At 72.7% G+C, this 17,110-nt stretch carries 10 protein-coding genes; 8 read left to right on the top strand and 2 right to left on the bottom strand.

The genetic code is table 11. The features are described 5' to 3' along the window. From D3105_RS23370 to D3105_RS23345, 6 genes are all read left to right on the top strand, one after another. Positions 1 to 5,810, top strand: a 5,810-nt coding sequence (locus D3105_RS23370; RefSeq protein ID WP_118905022.1) for a non-ribosomal peptide synthetase, incomplete at its 5' end; no start/stop codon positions are given. 48 nt (positions 5,811 to 5,858) lie between these two features. Continuing rightward, positions 5,859 to 6,377 (top strand): hypothetical protein, encoded by a 519-nt coding sequence (locus D3105_RS23365; RefSeq protein WP_118905021.1) that lies wholly within the window; start codon positions 5,859 to 5,861, stop codon positions 6,375 to 6,377. Continuing rightward, positions 6,347 to 7,798: a hypothetical protein gene (locus tag D3105_RS23360; RefSeq protein WP_118905020.1), complete on the top strand. Its 1,452-nt coding sequence runs from the start codon at positions 6,347 to 6,349 to the stop codon at positions 7,796 to 7,798. The genes D3105_RS23365 and D3105_RS23360 overlap by 31 nt, the downstream gene beginning before the upstream one ends. Continuing rightward, a complete protein-coding gene (locus tag D3105_RS23355) occupies positions 7,795 to 9,183 on the top strand; it encodes a VWA domain-containing protein (RefSeq protein WP_118905019.1) in 1,389 nt (462 codons plus the stop codon). The genes D3105_RS23360 and D3105_RS23355 overlap by 4 nt, the downstream gene beginning before the upstream one ends. Positions 9,184 to 9,281: 98 nt before the next feature. Next, on the top strand, positions 9,282 to 10,412 hold the full coding sequence (locus D3105_RS23350; RefSeq protein WP_118905018.1) for an ATP-binding protein: 1,131 nt from the start codon (positions 9,282 to 9,284) through the stop codon (positions 10,410 to 10,412). After that, positions 10,409 to 13,300, top strand: a complete 2,892-nt coding sequence (locus D3105_RS23345) for a hypothetical protein (RefSeq protein ID WP_118905017.1) — start codon at positions 10,409 to 10,411, stop codon at positions 13,298 to 13,300. Before D3105_RS23350 ends, D3105_RS23345 begins: the two co-directional genes overlap by 4 nt. Before the next feature lie 114 nt (positions 13,301 to 13,414). On the opposite strand, the gene D3105_RS23340 is transcribed toward D3105_RS23345, so the two are convergent. Next, the gene (locus tag D3105_RS23340; protein WP_118905016.1) at positions 13,415 to 14,179 is read right to left on the bottom strand and encodes an SDR family oxidoreductase; all 765 of its coding nucleotides are present in this window, start codon (positions 14,177 to 14,179) and stop codon (positions 13,415 to 13,417) included. A 273-nt stretch (positions 14,180 to 14,452) separates the two neighbouring features. Here D3105_RS23340 and D3105_RS23335 point away from each other — a divergent pair, with 273 nt between their 5' ends. Continuing rightward, positions 14,453 to 15,340 (top strand): SIS domain-containing protein, encoded by an 888-nt coding sequence (locus tag D3105_RS23335; RefSeq protein WP_118905015.1) that lies wholly within the window; start codon positions 14,453 to 14,455, stop codon positions 15,338 to 15,340. A 57-nt stretch (positions 15,341 to 15,397) separates the two neighbouring features. Continuing rightward, entirely contained in the window at positions 15,398 to 16,267 is an 870-nt protein-coding gene (locus D3105_RS23330) for a class II fructose-bisphosphate aldolase (RefSeq protein WP_118905014.1), read from the top strand. Between the two features lie 67 nt (positions 16,268 to 16,334). Here the strand turns inward: D3105_RS23330 and D3105_RS23325 are convergent. Beyond that, positions 16,335 to 17,110: HAD family hydrolase (locus D3105_RS23325; protein WP_133305701.1), on the bottom strand; the 776-nt coding region annotated here is incomplete at its 5' end.

Here is a 17,110-nt window from a genome sequence, read left to right as displayed (position 1 = left end):
GAGCCAGTTGGACGGGGGTGCGCGGGAAGGCGGGCCCCGTCCCGGACGGGTCCCCCTTCCCGCTCACCCCCGTCCAACTGGCTCTGCACACCAGCAGCCGGCTCCACCCGGACGTCCCGGCACACGGTTACGTCCGCCAGACCGTCCGGGGCCCCCTGGACACCCGGCTCCTGGGACGGGCGCTCTCCGCGCTCGCCGACCGGCACACCATGCTGCGGATCCGCATCGAGAACAGCGTCGGCACCGGGGGCGGGACCGGTTCCGCGTCACCGGTGCAGTACGTAGCGCCGCCCTCCGCCCTCTCCGCCTGGTACGAGGTCCGCGAGCTGCCCGGTCGTATCGAGGAGCTCGAAACGACCCTGTGCAACCGGCCGTTCGACCTGTCCGCCGAGCCTCCCCTGCGGGCGGTCCTCGCGCGGGAGAGCCCCGAGCTGTCCCATCTGGTGCTGGTGATCCACCACACGGCCGGTGACGGATACAGCCTCAACGTCCTCGCCGGGGAACTCTGGTCGCTCTACACCGCCTTCGCCCTCGGGGACGCACCGGCCCTGCCCGCGCTCGGCATCGACTTCGGGAGGTACGCGGCCGTCGGCGCCGACCAGCGGTCCTCCACGGACGGCGTGCGCGACCTCGCCGCCGACCGGCGGTACTGGGCGGACCGGCTGGCCTCCCGTCGCGAGCCGCTGCGCCTGCCCTACGACGGTGATCCGTGCGCCCTCCCCTCGGCTCCCCTGACCACGCATCAGAGCAGTCTCGACCCGGCGCTGGCGGCCGCGTTGGAGAAGCGCGCCGCCGCTCAGGGGGTGAGCCTGTTCCATCTGCTGCTCGCCGTGCACGTCCGCTGTCTGGCCCGGTGGAGCGGGCAACGGGAGATCGCGGTGAACGTCGCCCGTGCCCGGCGGGACGACCGGCTGGCGGGCCTGGACCGGCTCGTGGGGCCGCTCGCCGACACCCTCCCCCTGCTGTGCTCGACGGACCCGGACGAGGCGGTCGGGGCCCTGGCCGAACGGCTGGCGGCGATCTGGCTGGAGAGCGAGCAGCATGCCGGCCTCACCGGGCTGGACCTGGCCCGGCTGCTGCCGACGGACCCGGCCGGGCCCGGCCCCCGGACGGTCAGCCCGGCCGGCTTCAGTTTCTCTCGCTTCCCCGCAGCCCTCGACGGGCGGTGTCCGGTGAGCGTGCGGCCGACCGCCGCCGGCACCGCCACCGCCGCGACCCGGCTGAGCCTGCTGTGCTGGCAGGACGAGACGGTCCTGCGCTTCTCGTGGAACTTCCCCGTCCGGCTCTTCGCCCCGGGGACGGTGGCCCGCCTGGACCGTGAATTCCACGACGAGCTGGCCGCGACGGCCCGCACAGCGGCCACCACCGCGCCCCTGGCGGCGACCTCCGGGTCCGCCACGCTCGTACGCCGACTGGTCGAGCGGTTCCGGGCCACCCCCGACGCGGTCGCCGTCGACACCGGCGCCACCACCCTGACGTACGGCGAACTCGACCGTGCCTCCCAGGCTCTCTCGGCCTCTCTGCTCGCTCATGGCGTCATCCCGGGCAGCCTCGTCGGGCTCCTCACCGAACCCGGCGCCGACACCGTCGTCGCCGTCGTCGCGGCCCTGCGCGCCGGGGCGGGCTGGGTTCCGTTGGACGCCGGGCACCCGACCGCGCGCCTGGTGGACCAGCTCACGCGCTCCGGGGCTCGTGCGGTGCTCTGTCACGCCGCGACGCGCGCGGTCGGGGAAACGCTCGGCGACGTGACCCTCGTGCCCGTCGACGTACCGGCGTCGCCGGTATCGGAAGACTTCGTGCGGTACGAGGACGGGGCACCCACGGCCGGCACCCTGGTCGACGCCGACGCCGACAGCATCGCGTACGTGATCTTCACCTCCGGGTCCACCGGCCGGCCCAAGGCCGTGCCCATCACCCACCGGTCCATGGAGAACTACCTCGACTGGGCGATCGAGACCTTCGGCTACGACGAGCACGACCGGCTCGCCCAGACCGCGTCTCCCTGCTTCGACGCATCCGTCCGCCAGCTCCTCGCCCCGCTGCTCGTCGGCGCCACCGTGGTCACGGTCGACTGGGACCTGTTGCGCGACCCCGACCGGCTGCTGACCCACGTCGAACGCCGCCGGATATCCGTGTGGAGCTCCGTCCCCACGCTCTGGGAGCAGCTCCTCAGCGCCTCCGAGGCACGCGTACGAAGCGGAGCCCCGCTGCCGGACCTGTCCGCGCTCCGGTGGGTCCATGTCGGCGGCGAGGCCCTGTCACCCGCGCACGTACGCCGCTGGTTCGACCTCTTCGGCGATGGTCAGCAGATCGCCAACCTGTACGGCCCCACCGAGGCCACCATCAACACGAGCTGCCACATCATCACCGACCGGCCCGACGACCAGGTGCGGCGGCTGCCCATCGGCCGCCCGGTGGCGGGTACGGAGGTGGCGGTCGTCAGTCCCGACGGGGAGGTGCTGGGGCCCGGCGAGGCCGGAGAGCTCCTCATCGCCGGAATCGGTCTGACCCCGGGGTATCTCGGCGAACCGGCCCTGACCGAGGCCGCGTTCACCGTTCGGCACGGGCGGCGCTGGTACCGCAGCGGCGACCGGGTGCGGTGTTCCGAGGACGGCACCCTGGAGTTCCTCGGGCGGCTGGACGACCAGGTGAAGATCCGGGGCAACCGGGTCGAGCCGGGCGAGATCGAAGCGGTGCTCCAGACGCATCCCGATGTCACGCACGCCGTCGTTCTCGCGGAGGACGGACGCCTCACCGCCTTCGTGACCCCCGGGACCGGAGCATGCGGGTCGTCCGAGGGAGTCGGCGCGGAACTGCGGCTTCATCTGGCGGAGTCGCTGCCCGCGTACATGATTCCGTCCCGGATCACTCGTGTCGACACGATGCCGCTCACGGGCACGGGCAAGATCGACCGCCGTGCGCTGCCGACCCTCGGCCAGGCGCCACCCCGTTCGCCGTCCCGTACGGCAACAACGACCCGTACCGCGCCTCGCACGCCGACCGAGGTCCGGCTCGCCGCCATCTGGTCCGCGCTGCTCCAGGCCGACGACGTGTGCCGCGAGGACGACTTCTTCGTGCTGGGCGGTGACTCCCTGCTCGTGCTGGAGGTGTTCGCCCGGCTGGAGAAGCAGGGCGGGCCGCTCCCCCGGCCGACCGTCATCTACCGCAACCGTACGCTCGCGGCCCTCGCCTCCGCCGTGGAAGCGGCGGCAACCGAAGGCTCCGACACGGCAGTTGACACCTCCGCTGACGCTGCCCTGGATGCCGGGGTACCGACGCCCTTCCCTCTCACCCCCACCCAACGGGGTTTCCTGCTGGCCGAAGCCATCGCACCGGGCACGACGTCGTCCTGGCTCGCACGGTTCCGCCTGCGCGGCCGCCTCGACAGCACCCGCTTCCAGAGCGCGGTGGACACGCTCGTCGGGCGCCACCCGATGCTGCGCACGGTCTTCCCCGCCGGGGCACGCCCGGCCTTCCAGCAGGAGCTGCCGTCCTCGCTGCGCCTGCCGGTCGACTTCGAGACCCTCACCGACCCCGGGCAGGTGAAGGAGCGCGTCACCGCCGAGCGGGCGCGCCGTTTCGAGCCCTGGGCCTGGCCCCTGCTGCGCCTGCGGGTGCTCACCGTCGGCCCCGACGAACACGTCCTGATGGCACACGCCCACCACATCATCGGCGACGGCTACAGCGCCGCGCTCCTGGTACGCGAGCTGATCACCGTGTACGACGCCCTGTCCCAGGGCGTCGTACCGGCTGGGCCGCCCCTGCGCAGCACCTTCCGCGACCACGCCGTCCGCCTCGCGGAACGTACGGGCGGCGCCATGAGGGATTCCGGTGCTCCGCACGCTGTACCCGCGACGGCCCCGTCCCGCGAGGACCGGTGGTCCCGGCTGAGCGCTCCCTACCGGCCGCCCGTACTCTCCGCCGGTACGGACACCGGCGCTCGGCCGGAGACCGCGGCGAACCCGCTCTTCCACACGTACGGGTTCACCGTCGACGCCGACCAGGTGGAGGCGTTGCGCGGGCTTGCCGCGCGCAGCGGAACCACCCTCTACGCTGCCGTGCTCACTGCCTACTACCGGGCCCTCGCGGCCACCACCGGCCGGGCGGATCTGGTGCTCGGTCTTGCGGTGAGCGGCCGGGACGACGCCCTGCCCGACGTGCACCGCGTGTTCGGCCCCTTCGCCACGGCTGTCCCGCTGCGGCCCGCGGGCCCGGCGTCGGGGCAAAGGGACAGCACGGGGTTCGAGGACGATCTGCGGCGCCTCGCCGCGGAGGCCGCCGAGGCACGGACGTACGAGGGGGCCGTGCCCGCGCTGCCCAACGGGCTGCCCTTGGCCTCGCAGTTCTTCTTCACCTATCTGGACTTCTCCGCCCTGGGCCCGGAGAACGGAGAGGCACTGGCGGTCACCCGCGAGGACGGCGACAGCGTGTACACGCCGCCTCCGGCCGGTACGGACGTGTTCCTGTCCGCCGGCCCGGAGGGCGGACGGCTGCGGGTCACCGTCCGCGCGGCGGCCACGGCGTTCGCCCCGGAGGCGTTGACCGCGTTCGCGGACGCGGTACGCGACGGTCTGGCGGACGCGGCGGCCTCGGCAACGCCCAGGACCGACCCCGGGCAACTCGACGGGTCCGGTCGACCCGGCCGGCTCGGCGAGCCGGACCGTACCGGCCGGGACGAGCCGGTGGATGCCGCGCTCGTCGGCTATCTGCCGTCCCCGGCCGACCTCGCCCGGCTGTCCGGTCTGCCGGAGGCGGCGTTGCCGCGCGAGGAGTTGCGGAGCCTGCTGTTCCCCGACGGGCGGCCGCGGCTCCTGGAGACGCTGCGGACGCCGCTGGGTCGTTCGGGCTTCGTGTGCGTCCCGCTGTTCGCGGACGAACTCGCCCCCGGCGACGCCCTGCTCGGGGCCACGACGCGCGGGGTGGAGCTCGCCTCGTCCCTGGGGGCACGGGCCGTGTCCCTGGCCGGAATGATTCCCTCGCTCACCGGCTACGGTTTCGACGTCCTGCGGGCCGTCGGGACGGCGGGAACCGCTCCTGCCATCACCACCGGTCACGCGGCGACCGTCGTGTCCGTCGTCAGGACCGTGCACGCCGCTCTGGACGCGGCGGGGAAGCAACTGGGCTCCCTGACGGTCGCGTTCGTGGGGCTCGGCTCGATCGGCTCCTCCTCGCTGGAGCTGCTGCTCACGCTGGCCGAGGAACCGCCCGCCCGGCTGCTGCTCTGTGACGTACCGGGCAGCGGGCCGCGTCTCACGGAACTGGCCGACAGCCTTCTGGAACGCGGCCTCGCCGGGGCCGTGGAGGTGGTCGAGTCGGATCAGGGGCTGCCCGACGCCGTGTACGGGGCCCGTCTGATCGTCGCGGCGGTCAGCGGGGGCGGCACACTCCTGGACATCGACGCTCTCGCGCCGGGAACAACGGTGGTCGACGACTCGTTCCCGCACTGCTTCGACACGTCGCGCGCCTTCGGGCGGATGGAACGGGCGAAGGACGTCCTGGTCGTCGGGGGCGGGCTGCTGAGCGCCGGGCCCGCCGAGCGGCAGGTGGCCGAGGGGCTGCCGGCCGCCGCGGTGGACGGCTATCTGGCGCAGCCGATGGTCGCGGACTCCATCGCGTCCTGCCGGCTGGAGTCCTTGCTCCACGCCTCGGGCGCCGTCGTACCGCTCGTTCACGGGCCGGTCGACGCGGCCACCGGGCTGGCCTACTGGGAAGCGGCGGAGGCGGCCGGCATCCGGGCGGCGCCGCTGCACCTCCTCACCCGCACCATCGACCCGGGGATGATCGACGGCGTTGTCAGTGGTCGGGACTAAGTTCGTTGGTGTCCCGCCGAGAGGGCGTGGACGTCCCCTTTCGCATGCATGGGAGTTGGCGCGTTGTCGGTCTGGGAGCAGTCGAGTACCGCGCGGGTGATGGCGCCCGCGCGCCCGCGGAAGCTGGCCAAGGTGCCGTTCGTCGAGCTGGCCGACGGGCGGTTGCAGGGGGTCGTCTCCAGCGGGTCGGACATCGGGCGGGTGTATGTGTCGTCGGTGGCGGCGCGGACGTACGCGTTCGCGTGCAGCACCAACAACAACCGGCCCTGCGGCGGTGCGCGCGGCATGTTCTGCAAGCACATCCAGGCGCTCGTCGGCGAGGCGGTGCTGCAGTACGGCGCCGAACGCGTCGCCCGCTATCTCGCGGTGGAGCCCCCGGACGGGGAGCCGGACGCGCAGTCCCTCACCGCCGCCATGACAGCGACGCGGCCGGTGAAGGACGACTCCTCGGCGGCCGCCCAGGTGTTCAGCCGGTTCCTGCGGCACCTCGCCTATCTCGAACTGGCCCCGGTCACTTCACCGTTGCCCGAGATGCAGTGGTTCCCGCCGACGCGGGCGGTGGCCTGATGCGCGGCGATCTGCTGGCCGATCCGGTCGAGGGGCTCGACGAGGCGCTCGCCGCCGTGGACGCGTTCGACGAGGCGCTGGTGGCCGGTCTGCTGCGGCCCGGGGCCGCGCAGGCGGCCGCGGTTACCGGCCTCGCCGAGGCCGTCGCCGGGACGCCGTTGGCCGCTCGGGTCGCGGAGGCGGCTGAGCGGGCTGCGGCCGGGGCCGCCGGGGAGGACCACTTCGTGGCGCTCGCCGCCGCCCGTAGCGCGCTGCTCGGCTCCGTGCACGACGCGTTGGCGCTGCTCATCGACGAGGCGGTCGGCAGGCCGGGCCCTGGGGAGGAGTCCTCTCCGGCCGACGCCGGGGAGCAGTCGTCTCCGGCAGCCGACGGGCCGGAGCAGGGGGTGAATCTCCTTGCAGCGGCACGCAGTTGGTTGTGCGATCTCGCGCGCAGCGGCTGGCGGGGCATCGACCACGAGCTGGTCGCCGGGGCCGCCCCGGTGGTCTCCGCGATGCTGCCCGATCCGGGGCTGCGCCGACGGGCGACGCTGCTCGACGGGTTCGCCGCCGAGCTCGCCGCGTCCTGCCCCGGGGCGACGCTGGAGCGCGTTCCGGTGCGCCGTTGGGCCGATCTGTGGTCGCGCGCCGTGCTGTTGACGGTGCCGGGCTCCGCCGGGGAGCGGCCCGACAGCTCGGTGACCGGTCGGCTGCTGCCGCTCGGCGTCGATGTGCAGGAGCATGCGACAGCCGTACAGGCCCAGGTTCATGCCGTGTTCGAGCCGGCGGACGGGGGCGCGCCCCGTCTCGTGCGTGCCGGAGTGTCGGCGCCGAAGCCCGACACGGTCGTCGGGGCGGGACTGTGGCAGCTGCTGCGTCCCCGCATGTCGTTGCTCGGCGCCGTGAGCGAGGGCCGCTCGATGGAGCTGGACGCCATGCCGGTGACCGCCGAGGGGGACCTGGTCTGGGACGACGAGCGGGCCCGTGCGGGTGAGCCGGCCGATCCCTTCGCCACGGCGCGGGTGAGGCTGTCCGCCGCGACGGCCGCCCGTGTCGCTCCGCTGGACCGGCATCCCGTGCGGATCGCCGTGCCGGTGCTGCTGGAGGGGTATGCCGCACACAGCGAGGAGGGGCGGCTCACGTTCGATCTCGCCGGGAAGCGCCTTGCCGTGGACACCGACCGGATGCCCGCCGCCGGTCCGCTGACGCCCGAGGCGGTCGCCGCCTCACACGCCTGCGTCGGTCTGCTGCGCTGGGACGCCGGGGAGTTCCTCCTCCAGCCGCTCGCGGTCGAGACGACCGTCCGGAAGAAGACCGCCGCCGTGCACGCCGGGGCGTGGGCGGGCGGCACCACCGACAAGGCCGGTGTCCGGGCGGAGAAGGCCGCCACCGATGCCGTCGCCGTGCTGCGCGAGCGCGCCGGAAGGCTGTTGCGGAAATGACCGAGGACCTCACCGGACAGTCGCCCGGTCCCGCCGCCGGCCCGTTCCCGGCCGGGCCCGACCCGTACGAGAACCGCCGTCAGGTGCTGTACTGGCGGCTCCTGGCCCGTCTCCTCGACGGTGAGGAGCAGCCCGCCCTGGAGTCGGCGAGCCTGGGGGTGGTCGAGGACATCGGCCTGCCGTCCGCGCTGCTGGATCCCGGGACGTCGCTCGACTCGGTCGTGCAGCGCCATCCGGAGCTGGCCGCCGAGTTCGACGGGCTGATGACACCGGAGGACGTCGCGGACGGCTCCCGTGACCGGGCGGCGGAGGTACGGCATGCCGCACTGGTGTCGAAGGTGCTGCTCAATGTCTTCGCGACCGGTTCGAACGCGGTGACCGCCGAACAGTTGGCGCGCTGGCAGTCGGACGCCGGGTGGCTGGAGCGTGCCCTGGGCTGTCCGCCGGGCGGGCTTCGCGGCGGGCGGGCGTCAGGCTCGGGCCTGGACGCCGGCGGTCTCGGGCCGGAGCTGGCGTCGATCGAGGCGGACCTCGTGGGGCGCATGCGGTTGCGGGAGGTGCTGGCCGATCCGGCGCTGGCCGCGCGGCTGACGCCCAGCATGTCGCTGATCGAGCAGTTGCTGCGGGACAAGGGCAATCTGTCGGGTGTGGCCCTGGCCAACGCGAAGTCCCTCATCCGCCGTTACGTCGACGAGGTGGCCGAGGTGCTGCGTACGCAGGTGGCGAAGGCCACCGTCGGCGAGCTGGACCGTTCGGTGCCGCCCAAGCGCGTCTTCCGCAATCTCGACCTGGACCGCACGATCTGGAAGAACCTCACCAACTGGAGTCCGGAGGAGGAGCGGCTGTATGTGGACCGCCTCTACTACCGGCACACGGTGCGCAGGACGACACCGCAGCGGTTGATCGTCGTGGTGGACCAGTCCGGTTCGATGGTCGACTCGATGGTGAACTGCACCATTCTCGCCTCGATCTTCGCAGGGCTGCCGAAGGTGGACGTCCATCTCATCGCCTACGACACCCGCTCGATCGATCTGACGCCGTGGGTGCACGACCCGTTCGACGTGCTGCTGCGCACGAATCTCGGCGGGGGCAACGACGGGCCCGTCGCGATGGCGATGGCGCGCCCGAAGATAGCCGAGCCGAAGAACACCGTCATGGTGTGGATCTCGGACTTCTACGAGTTCGACCGCTCCCAGCCGCTGTTCGAAGGCATCGAGGCCGTTCACCGCTCCGGGGTGAAGTTCATCCCCGTCGGCTCGGTGACCAGCTCCGGGCGGCAGGAGGTCAACCCGTGGTTCCGGGAGCGGTTCAAGGCCCTGGGCACGCCCGTGGTCTCCGGGCACATCAACAAGCTCGTGCACGAACTCAAGACGTTCCTCACCTGAGGCTTCGCGGGGTGTGACCGACGCCCGTCATCGCGTGCGCTCCCCCGCCTTGCCCCCTTCCTTCTCTCTCTTTCTCGCCTGTTCAGAAAGGCTTTCCGATGTCCGACGTGTTGCGTGCCCCCGCCGAGACCAAGTACGCCGAGGAGCTCGACTGGCTGGAGTCGATCGACGACAGCCCCAAGCCGTTCTCCTGGCGGCTCTCGCCGAAGATGGTCCGGCTGTTCATCCTGGGCTCCGAGCGCGCCGACGGCCTGGACCGGGAGATCTCCCAGAAGTGGTTCGGCGACCGGAGCTTCGTCGAGCGCTCGATCGTCACCCTCGCCTCCGACCGGGGTCTGCTGCTGATAGGGGACCCCGGCACCGGGAAGAGCTGGCTGGCCGAGCTGCTGTCCGCCGCGATCTCCCGCAACTCCACGCTGGTCGTGCAGGGTACGGCCGGGACGACCGAGGACCACGTCAAGTACGCGTGGAACGTGTCCATGGTCATCGCGAAGGGACAGTCGCGTGAGTCGATGATCCCGTCGCCAATCATGACCGCGATGGAGACGGGTGCCATCGGCCGCTTCGAGGAACTCACCCGTTCCACCAGCGATGTCCAGGACGCGCTGATCTCGATCCTCTCGGAGAAGTACATCTCCGTCCCCGAGTTGCAGGGCGACGGCACGGAGACGGGCGACAACATCGTCTTCGCCAAGCCCGGCTTCTCGATCATCGCGACCGCCAACAGCCGCGACCGGGGTGTGAACGACCTGTCGTCCGCGCTGAAGCGCCGGTTCAACTTCGTGCGCATCCCGGTCGTGACGAACAAGAAGAGCGAGGCGGAGATCGTCCGCTTCCGCACCGAGGAACTGCTGCGCCGCCACGCGATCGACCTGGACGTGCCGCCGACGCTTCTCGACGTCCTGCTCCAGAGCTTCGCCGATCTGCGGGCCTCAGCAGCGGCGGCGGGCAGCGACGACGAGAAGCTGGAGTCCTCGCTGTCGACGGCGGAGCAGATCGGTGTGCTGGAGGACGCCGTCCTGCACAGCAACTTCTTCGGCGAGCGCACGCTGACCGCCAAGGCCCTCGCCTCCTCGCTCGTCGGCTCCCTCGCCCGGCGCGACCCCGAGGACCTGGCCATTTTCAACAAGTACCTGCACGGTGTCGTCGAGCCGCGCAGCAAGCAGGAGGGCGGCTCCTGGCCGGAGTTCCTGGACGGCGGCCGCGACACGATCGCCACGCTGTCATGACCGGGTCCCCCACGAACGGGCCCGAACGGGCGCCCTCCACGAACGGGTCCGCCCGGACGGCCGCGAACAGCCCCGGGCAGGCGTCCTTCGCGGCGCTGCGCGAGCAGCTGCACGAGGCCGCGACCGCCTTCGCCGACGGGCCCGGCGCCCTGGAGGGCATCCTCCTCGGCATGGTCGACGACGTCGACCGGGCGGTGCGCGAGCCGCTGGAGATCTTCCCGGTCTGCCACCACTCGCCCGCCTCCGCGCTCGCCATGGCCCGCCGGCTGCGCGAGAAGCAGCCCAAGGTCGTGTACCTGGAGCTGTGCGAGGACATGGCGCCGCTCCTGGACGAACTGCGCAACTGCCGGCTGCCGGTGGCGGTCCAGGCCTTCGCCAGCGATGTCGACGGGTTCCCCGCCGAGTGGGCGCCGCTGTCGGTCGTCGCCCCGATCACCGAGGCGTCCGCCGAGTACCAGGCCATCGCGTACGCGCTGGACACCCCGGACGTCGAGCTGGTCCTCGTCGACCGGTCCTCGGACCATGTCTTCCAGTGGGACAGCCGCCACGGCGAGCGCACCCCGCAGGAGCCGTCCGCTCCGGCGGACGGGGTGCCGGAGCCCGAAGCCGCGCTGCACGGCGAGGCGGTCGGGGTGGAGATCGGCGACCTGCGGCCCCGCTTCGCCGAGCTGGAGGAGCATCTGCTGCGCCACGGCAAGGTGCGGCACTGGTCGGAGTGGTGGCACCAGTACGTCGAGGTGCCGCTCGGCGACAGCGATCACGAGGCCTACCGCCAGGTGATGTTCCTCGTCGGCAGCCTGTTCCGGCGGCTCGCTCCCGGCGACGGGGACCGGGTCCGGGTGGACGAGGACCGCGAGCGGTACATGTGGACCCGGATCCGCGAGCATCTGGCGGCCGGCGGGGCGGACCCGGAGGACTGCCTGTATGTGTGCGGCGCCTTCCACTCGGCCAGCCGCGTCGAGGAGTTCGGGGTGGCGGGCAGCGGACCGTTCACCATCTCCCCCCGGTCCGCCACCACCTGGCAGCACGGCCTGATCCCGTCCAGCCACGCGGCGATCGAAGCGCAGTTCGGGCTGGCTCCGGGGTCGGTGTCGATCGCCGCGACGCAGTGGGCGAAGAACCTCAAGCGCACCCGGGTGCAGCCCTACCGGCTGGCCGGGCAGGACGCCGCGAAGAAGCCCCGCGCGACGAAGAAGGCCGCCCCCGCCGTCGCCGCTCCCTCAAGGGAGGCGGCCGAGGACCGGCTCTCCGGGTTCCTGCGGCGGCCTCCGGTCCTCGACACGCTGGACGAGGCCGAGCTGCTGGGCTGGTCGGTGGACATCGTGCGCGCCGCCCGGCGCAGCGGCTACCTGGCGTCCACCGCCGACGCCATCGCGGTGTTCGAGACGTCGATCCTGCTCGCCGGGATGCGGGACCGGGCCAAGCCCACCCCGTACGACTTCCAGGACGCGGCGATCACCTGCATCGAGAAGGACGCGGTGCCGGGCCGGCGCGACGTGCGGCGGCTCGTCGAGATCATGATGGGCGGCGACCGGATCGGCCGGGTCGGTTACGACGCGCTGCCGCCGCTGGCCCGCGATGTGCACGACCGGCTCGCCCCGCTGGAGCTGAAGCTCCAGCAGCGGGGTGTGCAGCGTGCCCTGCTGGACATGAGCTCCCGCCCGGAACTGGGGGCGTGCTCGGACGTGCTGTGGATGCTGCGCCGGCTGATGCCGCACGGCGCGGCCCGGCCGATCATGGGTGAGCGGAAGCTCGGTGAGCGATCGATCCAGGAGTCGTGGGACCTGGCGCTGGGCACGCATCAGCGGGCGCTCATCGAGCTCGGGTACGAGGGCGTGAGCATCGAGCAGGTCCTCGAACAGCGGCTGCGCCGCGATGCGTACGGGCCTCGGGCGACGACGGCGGGCGTCCTCGCCGCCGTCGAGGACGCCACACTGTATCTCGGCAGCCGTCGCCTCGCCGATGAGCTGGGCGTCCGCGCCCTGGAGGTTCTCGCCGCCGAGCGCACGGTGGACGGCGCCCCGGAGGTGCTGCGCCGGGTGCGGGGGCTGCTGGCGTACTACCGGACCGCGGAGCCGGTGCTGCCGCCGTGGTTGGAGTCGTTCGTCAAGGCCGGTTACGCGCACTACTGCACTTTGCTGCCCACGGCGTTCACGGACGAGGACGCGACCGTGGGGCAGGTGGCGGCGATGCTGGGCTTCCTGTTCAGCATGGAGAGTCTCGCGCTGTCCCTGGGCTGCGACCGGGCCCAGCTGGAACTGGCCGTCGCCCAGTCCCGCCCCACGGACCCGGAGCGGACGGCGCTCCTGTGGGCGGCGCAGGTGCAGCTCGGCGCCCTGTCGCGGGCCGAGTTGCGGGAGCGTTGCGGTGAGCTGCTGGCCAACCCGATGGTGGTGCCCGCCTATCCGCGCTACCTGAGCGGCTTCGTGCACGCGTTGGTGCCGGTGCCGGGGTTGGCTGACGTGGTGGTGGAGGCGGTGTCCAACGCGTTCGGACGACTGCCGGATCCCGTTCTGCTGCCGTGGCTGCCGAGCCTGATCACGACCCTGCGCGCCGGAGCCGCGGATCTGGCCCCGGTGTTGATCCGGGAGGCGGGGCGGATCTTCCCGGCCCGGCTCCCGGCGCTGGACGCGTGGGTGCCGCCGTGGCGGGAGGTGCCAAGGCCGGACGCGCCGGGTGGCGGTGTGCGGGAGGCCGGTGGCGGGAGCCGTGGCGCCGCGCTGCTCTTCACCCACCCGGGGACGCTCGACGCGGTCGCGGAGTTGCTGGGCTGCGACGGCACGTGGGCCGCTTCCGGCGAGGGTCCGGCGGGCCCGGCCGGCGCTGTGCTGACGGCCCGCCACCCGGATGCCGCGATCGCGTGGGAGGCGCTGCTCGTGGGCGTGTGAGGGGGTGCGCGGTGCCGGGGCGGTCGCAGCCGCCCCGGGACCGTCCCGTCCGGCGCCCGGATTCCTGAGCGGCACCGTCGGCCCCTCCGAGCGCGGCACCGGCCCGTCCGCCCCTCAGAGCCCGATGCCGCCCGTGGCGTCGATGCTCTGGCCGGTGACCCAGCGGGAGTCCTCCGAGGCGAGGAAGGCCACGACGTCGGCGATGTCGGCCGGCTGGCCCAGGCGGCCGAACACGGAGTGCGCGGCGAGGACCGCCGCGGCCTCGGGTGTCTCGCGTCGTCGGGCGTTCATGTCGGTCTCCACGAAACCGGGCACCACGGTGTTCGCCGTGATGCCGCGCTCCGCCACTTCCTTTGCCACCGCAAGCGTCAGCGTCTCCAACGCTCCCTTGGTCATGGCGTAGGTCACGGACTCCGGAAAGGACCGGTGGGCGGCGGCCGACGAAATGTTGATGATCCGGCCTCGGTCCCGCATCAGGGTCAAACCCTGCTGGATGAGGAAGAGCGGCGCTTTCACGTTCACCGCGAACAGGCGGTCGAAAACTTCTGGCGAGGCGTCACTTATGCGCCCCGATCCGCTCACCCCGGCATTGTTGACCAGAATATCCAGCACCGGATCTTCTCCCCGGTCCGCCAATGCCGCGCCGAACCCCTCGTACAGGGCTTCGACGTCTCCCTCCACCCCCAGCAGGGATCCCACCGCGAAAGCCTGTCCGCCCGCATTCGTGATCTCCTCGACCACTTCCTGCGCCACATCTCCCCGCACACCGTAGTGAACGGCGACCAGGGCCCCGTCGCGCGCAAGGCGCCGGGCAATCGCCCGACCGATACCGCGGCTGGCACCCGTGACCAACGCGACTTTTCCCGTCAGCGAATCCATGAATCCTTCCCCCTAGCTCGACCTTTCCGCAGATATCGCGAAACGCATTCACTCTACCCATCGGCCGCAACGAAATGCGCGACCGCGAAGTGGCCCCCACCTCACCATCGGCGGCGACGACCGGTGACGACCTTTCCCCGTCGAGGCCCCGCCGACGGGGGCGGGGCCGGCCGCGCCGGGCCTGCGCCCCTGACGCCTGCCTGCTTGATATTGCGTGAAACGCTGGCCTAAAATGCAGCTTCGAGCATCGATCGCCGCGAACAGGGAGCACAGATGACGCACGTGGCTCAGGAGCTGGCCAGCCAGCCCGACTGCTGGCAGGTGGCCGCCGGCATGGCGGACGGGCTGGCCCACCGGCTTCCGGCGGCGGGCGAGCGCATCGCCGTGGTCGGCTGCGGGACCTCGTACTTCATGGCCCAGGCCTACGCGGCCCTGCGGGAAGGCAGCGGCCAGGGCGAGACCGACGCCTTCGCCGCATCCGAGTTCCCGGCCGGGCGGCCCTACGACCGGGTGGTGGCCCTGAGCCGGTCCGGCACCACGACGGAGGTGCTCGGACTCCTCGGCCGGATCGGTGACACGACCCGCCGCACGGTGGTCATCGGCGACCCCGACACCCCGATGGCCGCCATGGCCGACGACACGATCGTGCTCGAGTTCGCCGACGAGAAGTCCGTCGTGCAGACCCGCTTCGCGACGTCTGCGCTGACCCTGCTCCGCGCCCATCTGGGTCTGCACAGCGACGCGGTCGTCGAGGACGCCCAGGTCGCACTGGCCGAGCCGCTGCCCGCAGGGCTTGTGGAGTGCAGCCAGTTCACCTTCCTCGGGCAGGGGTGGAGCGTGGGGCTCGCCAACGAGGCGGCGCTGAAGATGCGCGAGGCCGCGCTCGCCTGGACCGAGGCGTACCCGGCGATGGAGTACCGGCACGGCCCGATCAGCATCTCCACCCGCTCCACCGCGACCTGGATGCTCGGCGAGGCCCCGTCCGGGCTGATGGACGAGGTGCACGCGACCGGCGCCCGCTGGGTGGCCGGCGGCCTCGACCCGCTGGCAGAGCTGGTCCGGGTGCAGCGACTGGCGCTGGCCATCGCGAACGCGCGCGGCCTCGACCCGGACCGCCCGCGCCACCTCACCCGCTCGGTCATCCTCAGCAGCACGGCCTGACGGCCAGGCAACACGTCCCCGCCCACCGGCCCGTCATTCCCCCATCCCGGAGTCACCATGCCCCTCGCCGCCACCGGCGATCTGATCGCCCAGGCCGCCGCACAGCACCATGCGGTCGCCGCGTTCAACGTCATCACCCTGGAACACGCGGAAGCCATCGCCGAGGGGGCGGAGGCGGCGGGGTCGCCGGTGATCCTGCAGATCAGTGAGAACGCCGTCGCCTATCACCGGGGCCGGCCGCGGCCGATCGCCCGCGCCGCGGCGGAGGTCGCCGACCAGGTCGCCGTCCCCGTCTCCCTGCACCTCGACCATGTGCAGTCGACGGAGCTGCTGCACCGGGCGGTGGACTGCGGTTTCAGTTCGGCCATGTTCGACGCCGCGCGGCTGCCGTACACCGAGAATCTGGCGGCCACCCGCGCCGCCGTCGTCTGGGCGCACGAGCGGGGTCTGTGGCTGGAGGCCGAGCTCGGACAGGTCGGCGGGAAGAACGGGGAGCCGCCGCTCAACGCCCATGCGCCCGGGGCGCGTACGGATCCCGAGGAGGCGCGGTCGTTCGTCGCGGCCACCGGGGTCGACGCGCTGGCCGTGGCGGTCGGCACCTCGCACGCCATGACCTCGCGGGACGCCGTCATCGACCACGAGCTGCTGGGCGGGCTGCGTGCGGCGGTGCCGGTGCCGCTGGTGCTGCACGGTTCGTCCGGGGCCTCCGACGAGGAGCTGGCCCGCGCCGTGGCGGGCGGGATCCGCAAGGTGAACATCGGGACCGCGCTGAACATCGCGATGACCGGGGCGATACGGCAGCGGCTGGCCCAGGACGACCGGGGCGTGGACCCGCGCCGGTATCTGGCGGACGGCCGGGACGCGATGGCCCGGACGGTCACCCGGCTGATGGCGGTGCTGGCCCCGGGGCGGGCGCACGCCGCGTGACGCACAGAACGCCGGGGGCCGGCGGGCAGCGCGCCCGCCGGCCCCCGGCGTCTTTCATGACGTCACGTCATGCCGGCTCCTCCCCTCCCCATTCCCGCAGCAGGGCCGTGAGATCCGTCCGTACCCGCCGTCCCGGGGCCGGTGCAATCGGTGCCGCCGAGGGCACGGCCAGCACCCGGCAGCCCGCCCCCTCCGCCGCGACCACCCCGGTGGGGCTGTCCTCGACCGCCAGACACGCCTCGGGCGGAAGCCCCAGACGCGCGGCCGCCTTGAGATAGGGGTCCGGGAAGGGCTTCGAGCGGTCGCTCTCGCCGTCCGCCACCGTCGTACGGAACGCCTCACCGCCCACCGTACGCAGGACCGTGTCCACCACCCGGCGCGGCGAGGCCGACACCAGAGCCGCGGGCAGGCCCTCCCTCTCCAGCCGGTCCAGCAGGGCGCGAGCTCCGGGCCGCAGTTCCACGCCCGCTTCGACGGCGGCGAGGAACGTGTCCTCCAGCTCGCTCTCCAGCCCGGCGAGTGTGGTGGGCTCCGGGCACAGCCGTACGAGACCGGCAGCCGTGTCGGCGCAGGTGCGGCCGAGGACCGAGGCGCCCTCCGCCTCGGTGAGGTCGTGGCCGTGGGCGGCCGCGACGGCACGCGACGCCTCCAGCCAGAGCGGCTCGGTGTCGACGAGCGTGCCGTCCATGTCGAGGAGCACACCGCGCGGCACCGTGGCCACCTCTCGGCCGTCGAGGGTCCAGTGCGAGTCGGGCGTACGGTCCAGGGCCGCGTACACCTGGGCGGCGACGTCCTCGTGCCGGACCGGGCGGGCGGGGCGGGCCCCGGCGGTGATGTCCGGGC

This window comes from Streptomyces globisporus (assembly GCF_003501885.1).
Taxonomy (GTDB): domain Bacteria; phylum Actinomycetota; class Actinomycetes; order Streptomycetales; family Streptomycetaceae; genus Streptomyces; species Streptomyces globisporus_D.
Note: the sequence above shows the minus strand (reverse complement) of the source record. Positions and strands in the feature narration are given on the sequence as shown.

Coding starts and splice junctions, on each gene's coding strand:
- D3105_RS23340 (WP_118905016.1), bottom strand. CDS start 14,179: ATGGATTCGCTGACGGGAAAAGTCGCGTTGGTCACGGGTGCCAGCCGC.
- D3105_RS23365 (WP_118905021.1), top strand. CDS start 5,859: ATGGGAGTTGGCGCGTTGTCGGTCTGGGAGCAGTCGAGTACCGCGCGG.
- D3105_RS23330 (WP_118905014.1), top strand. CDS start 15,398: ATGCCCCTCGCCGCCACCGGCGATCTGATCGCCCAGGCCGCCGCACAG.
- D3105_RS23350 (WP_118905018.1), top strand. CDS start 9,282: ATGTCCGACGTGTTGCGTGCCCCCGCCGAGACCAAGTACGCCGAGGAG.
- D3105_RS23335 (WP_118905015.1), top strand. CDS start 14,453: ATGACGCACGTGGCTCAGGAGCTGGCCAGCCAGCCCGACTGCTGGCAG.
- D3105_RS23355 (WP_118905019.1), top strand. CDS start 7,795: ATGACCGAGGACCTCACCGGACAGTCGCCCGGTCCCGCCGCCGGCCCG.
- D3105_RS23345 (WP_118905017.1), top strand. CDS start 10,409: ATGACCGGGTCCCCCACGAACGGGCCCGAACGGGCGCCCTCCACGAAC.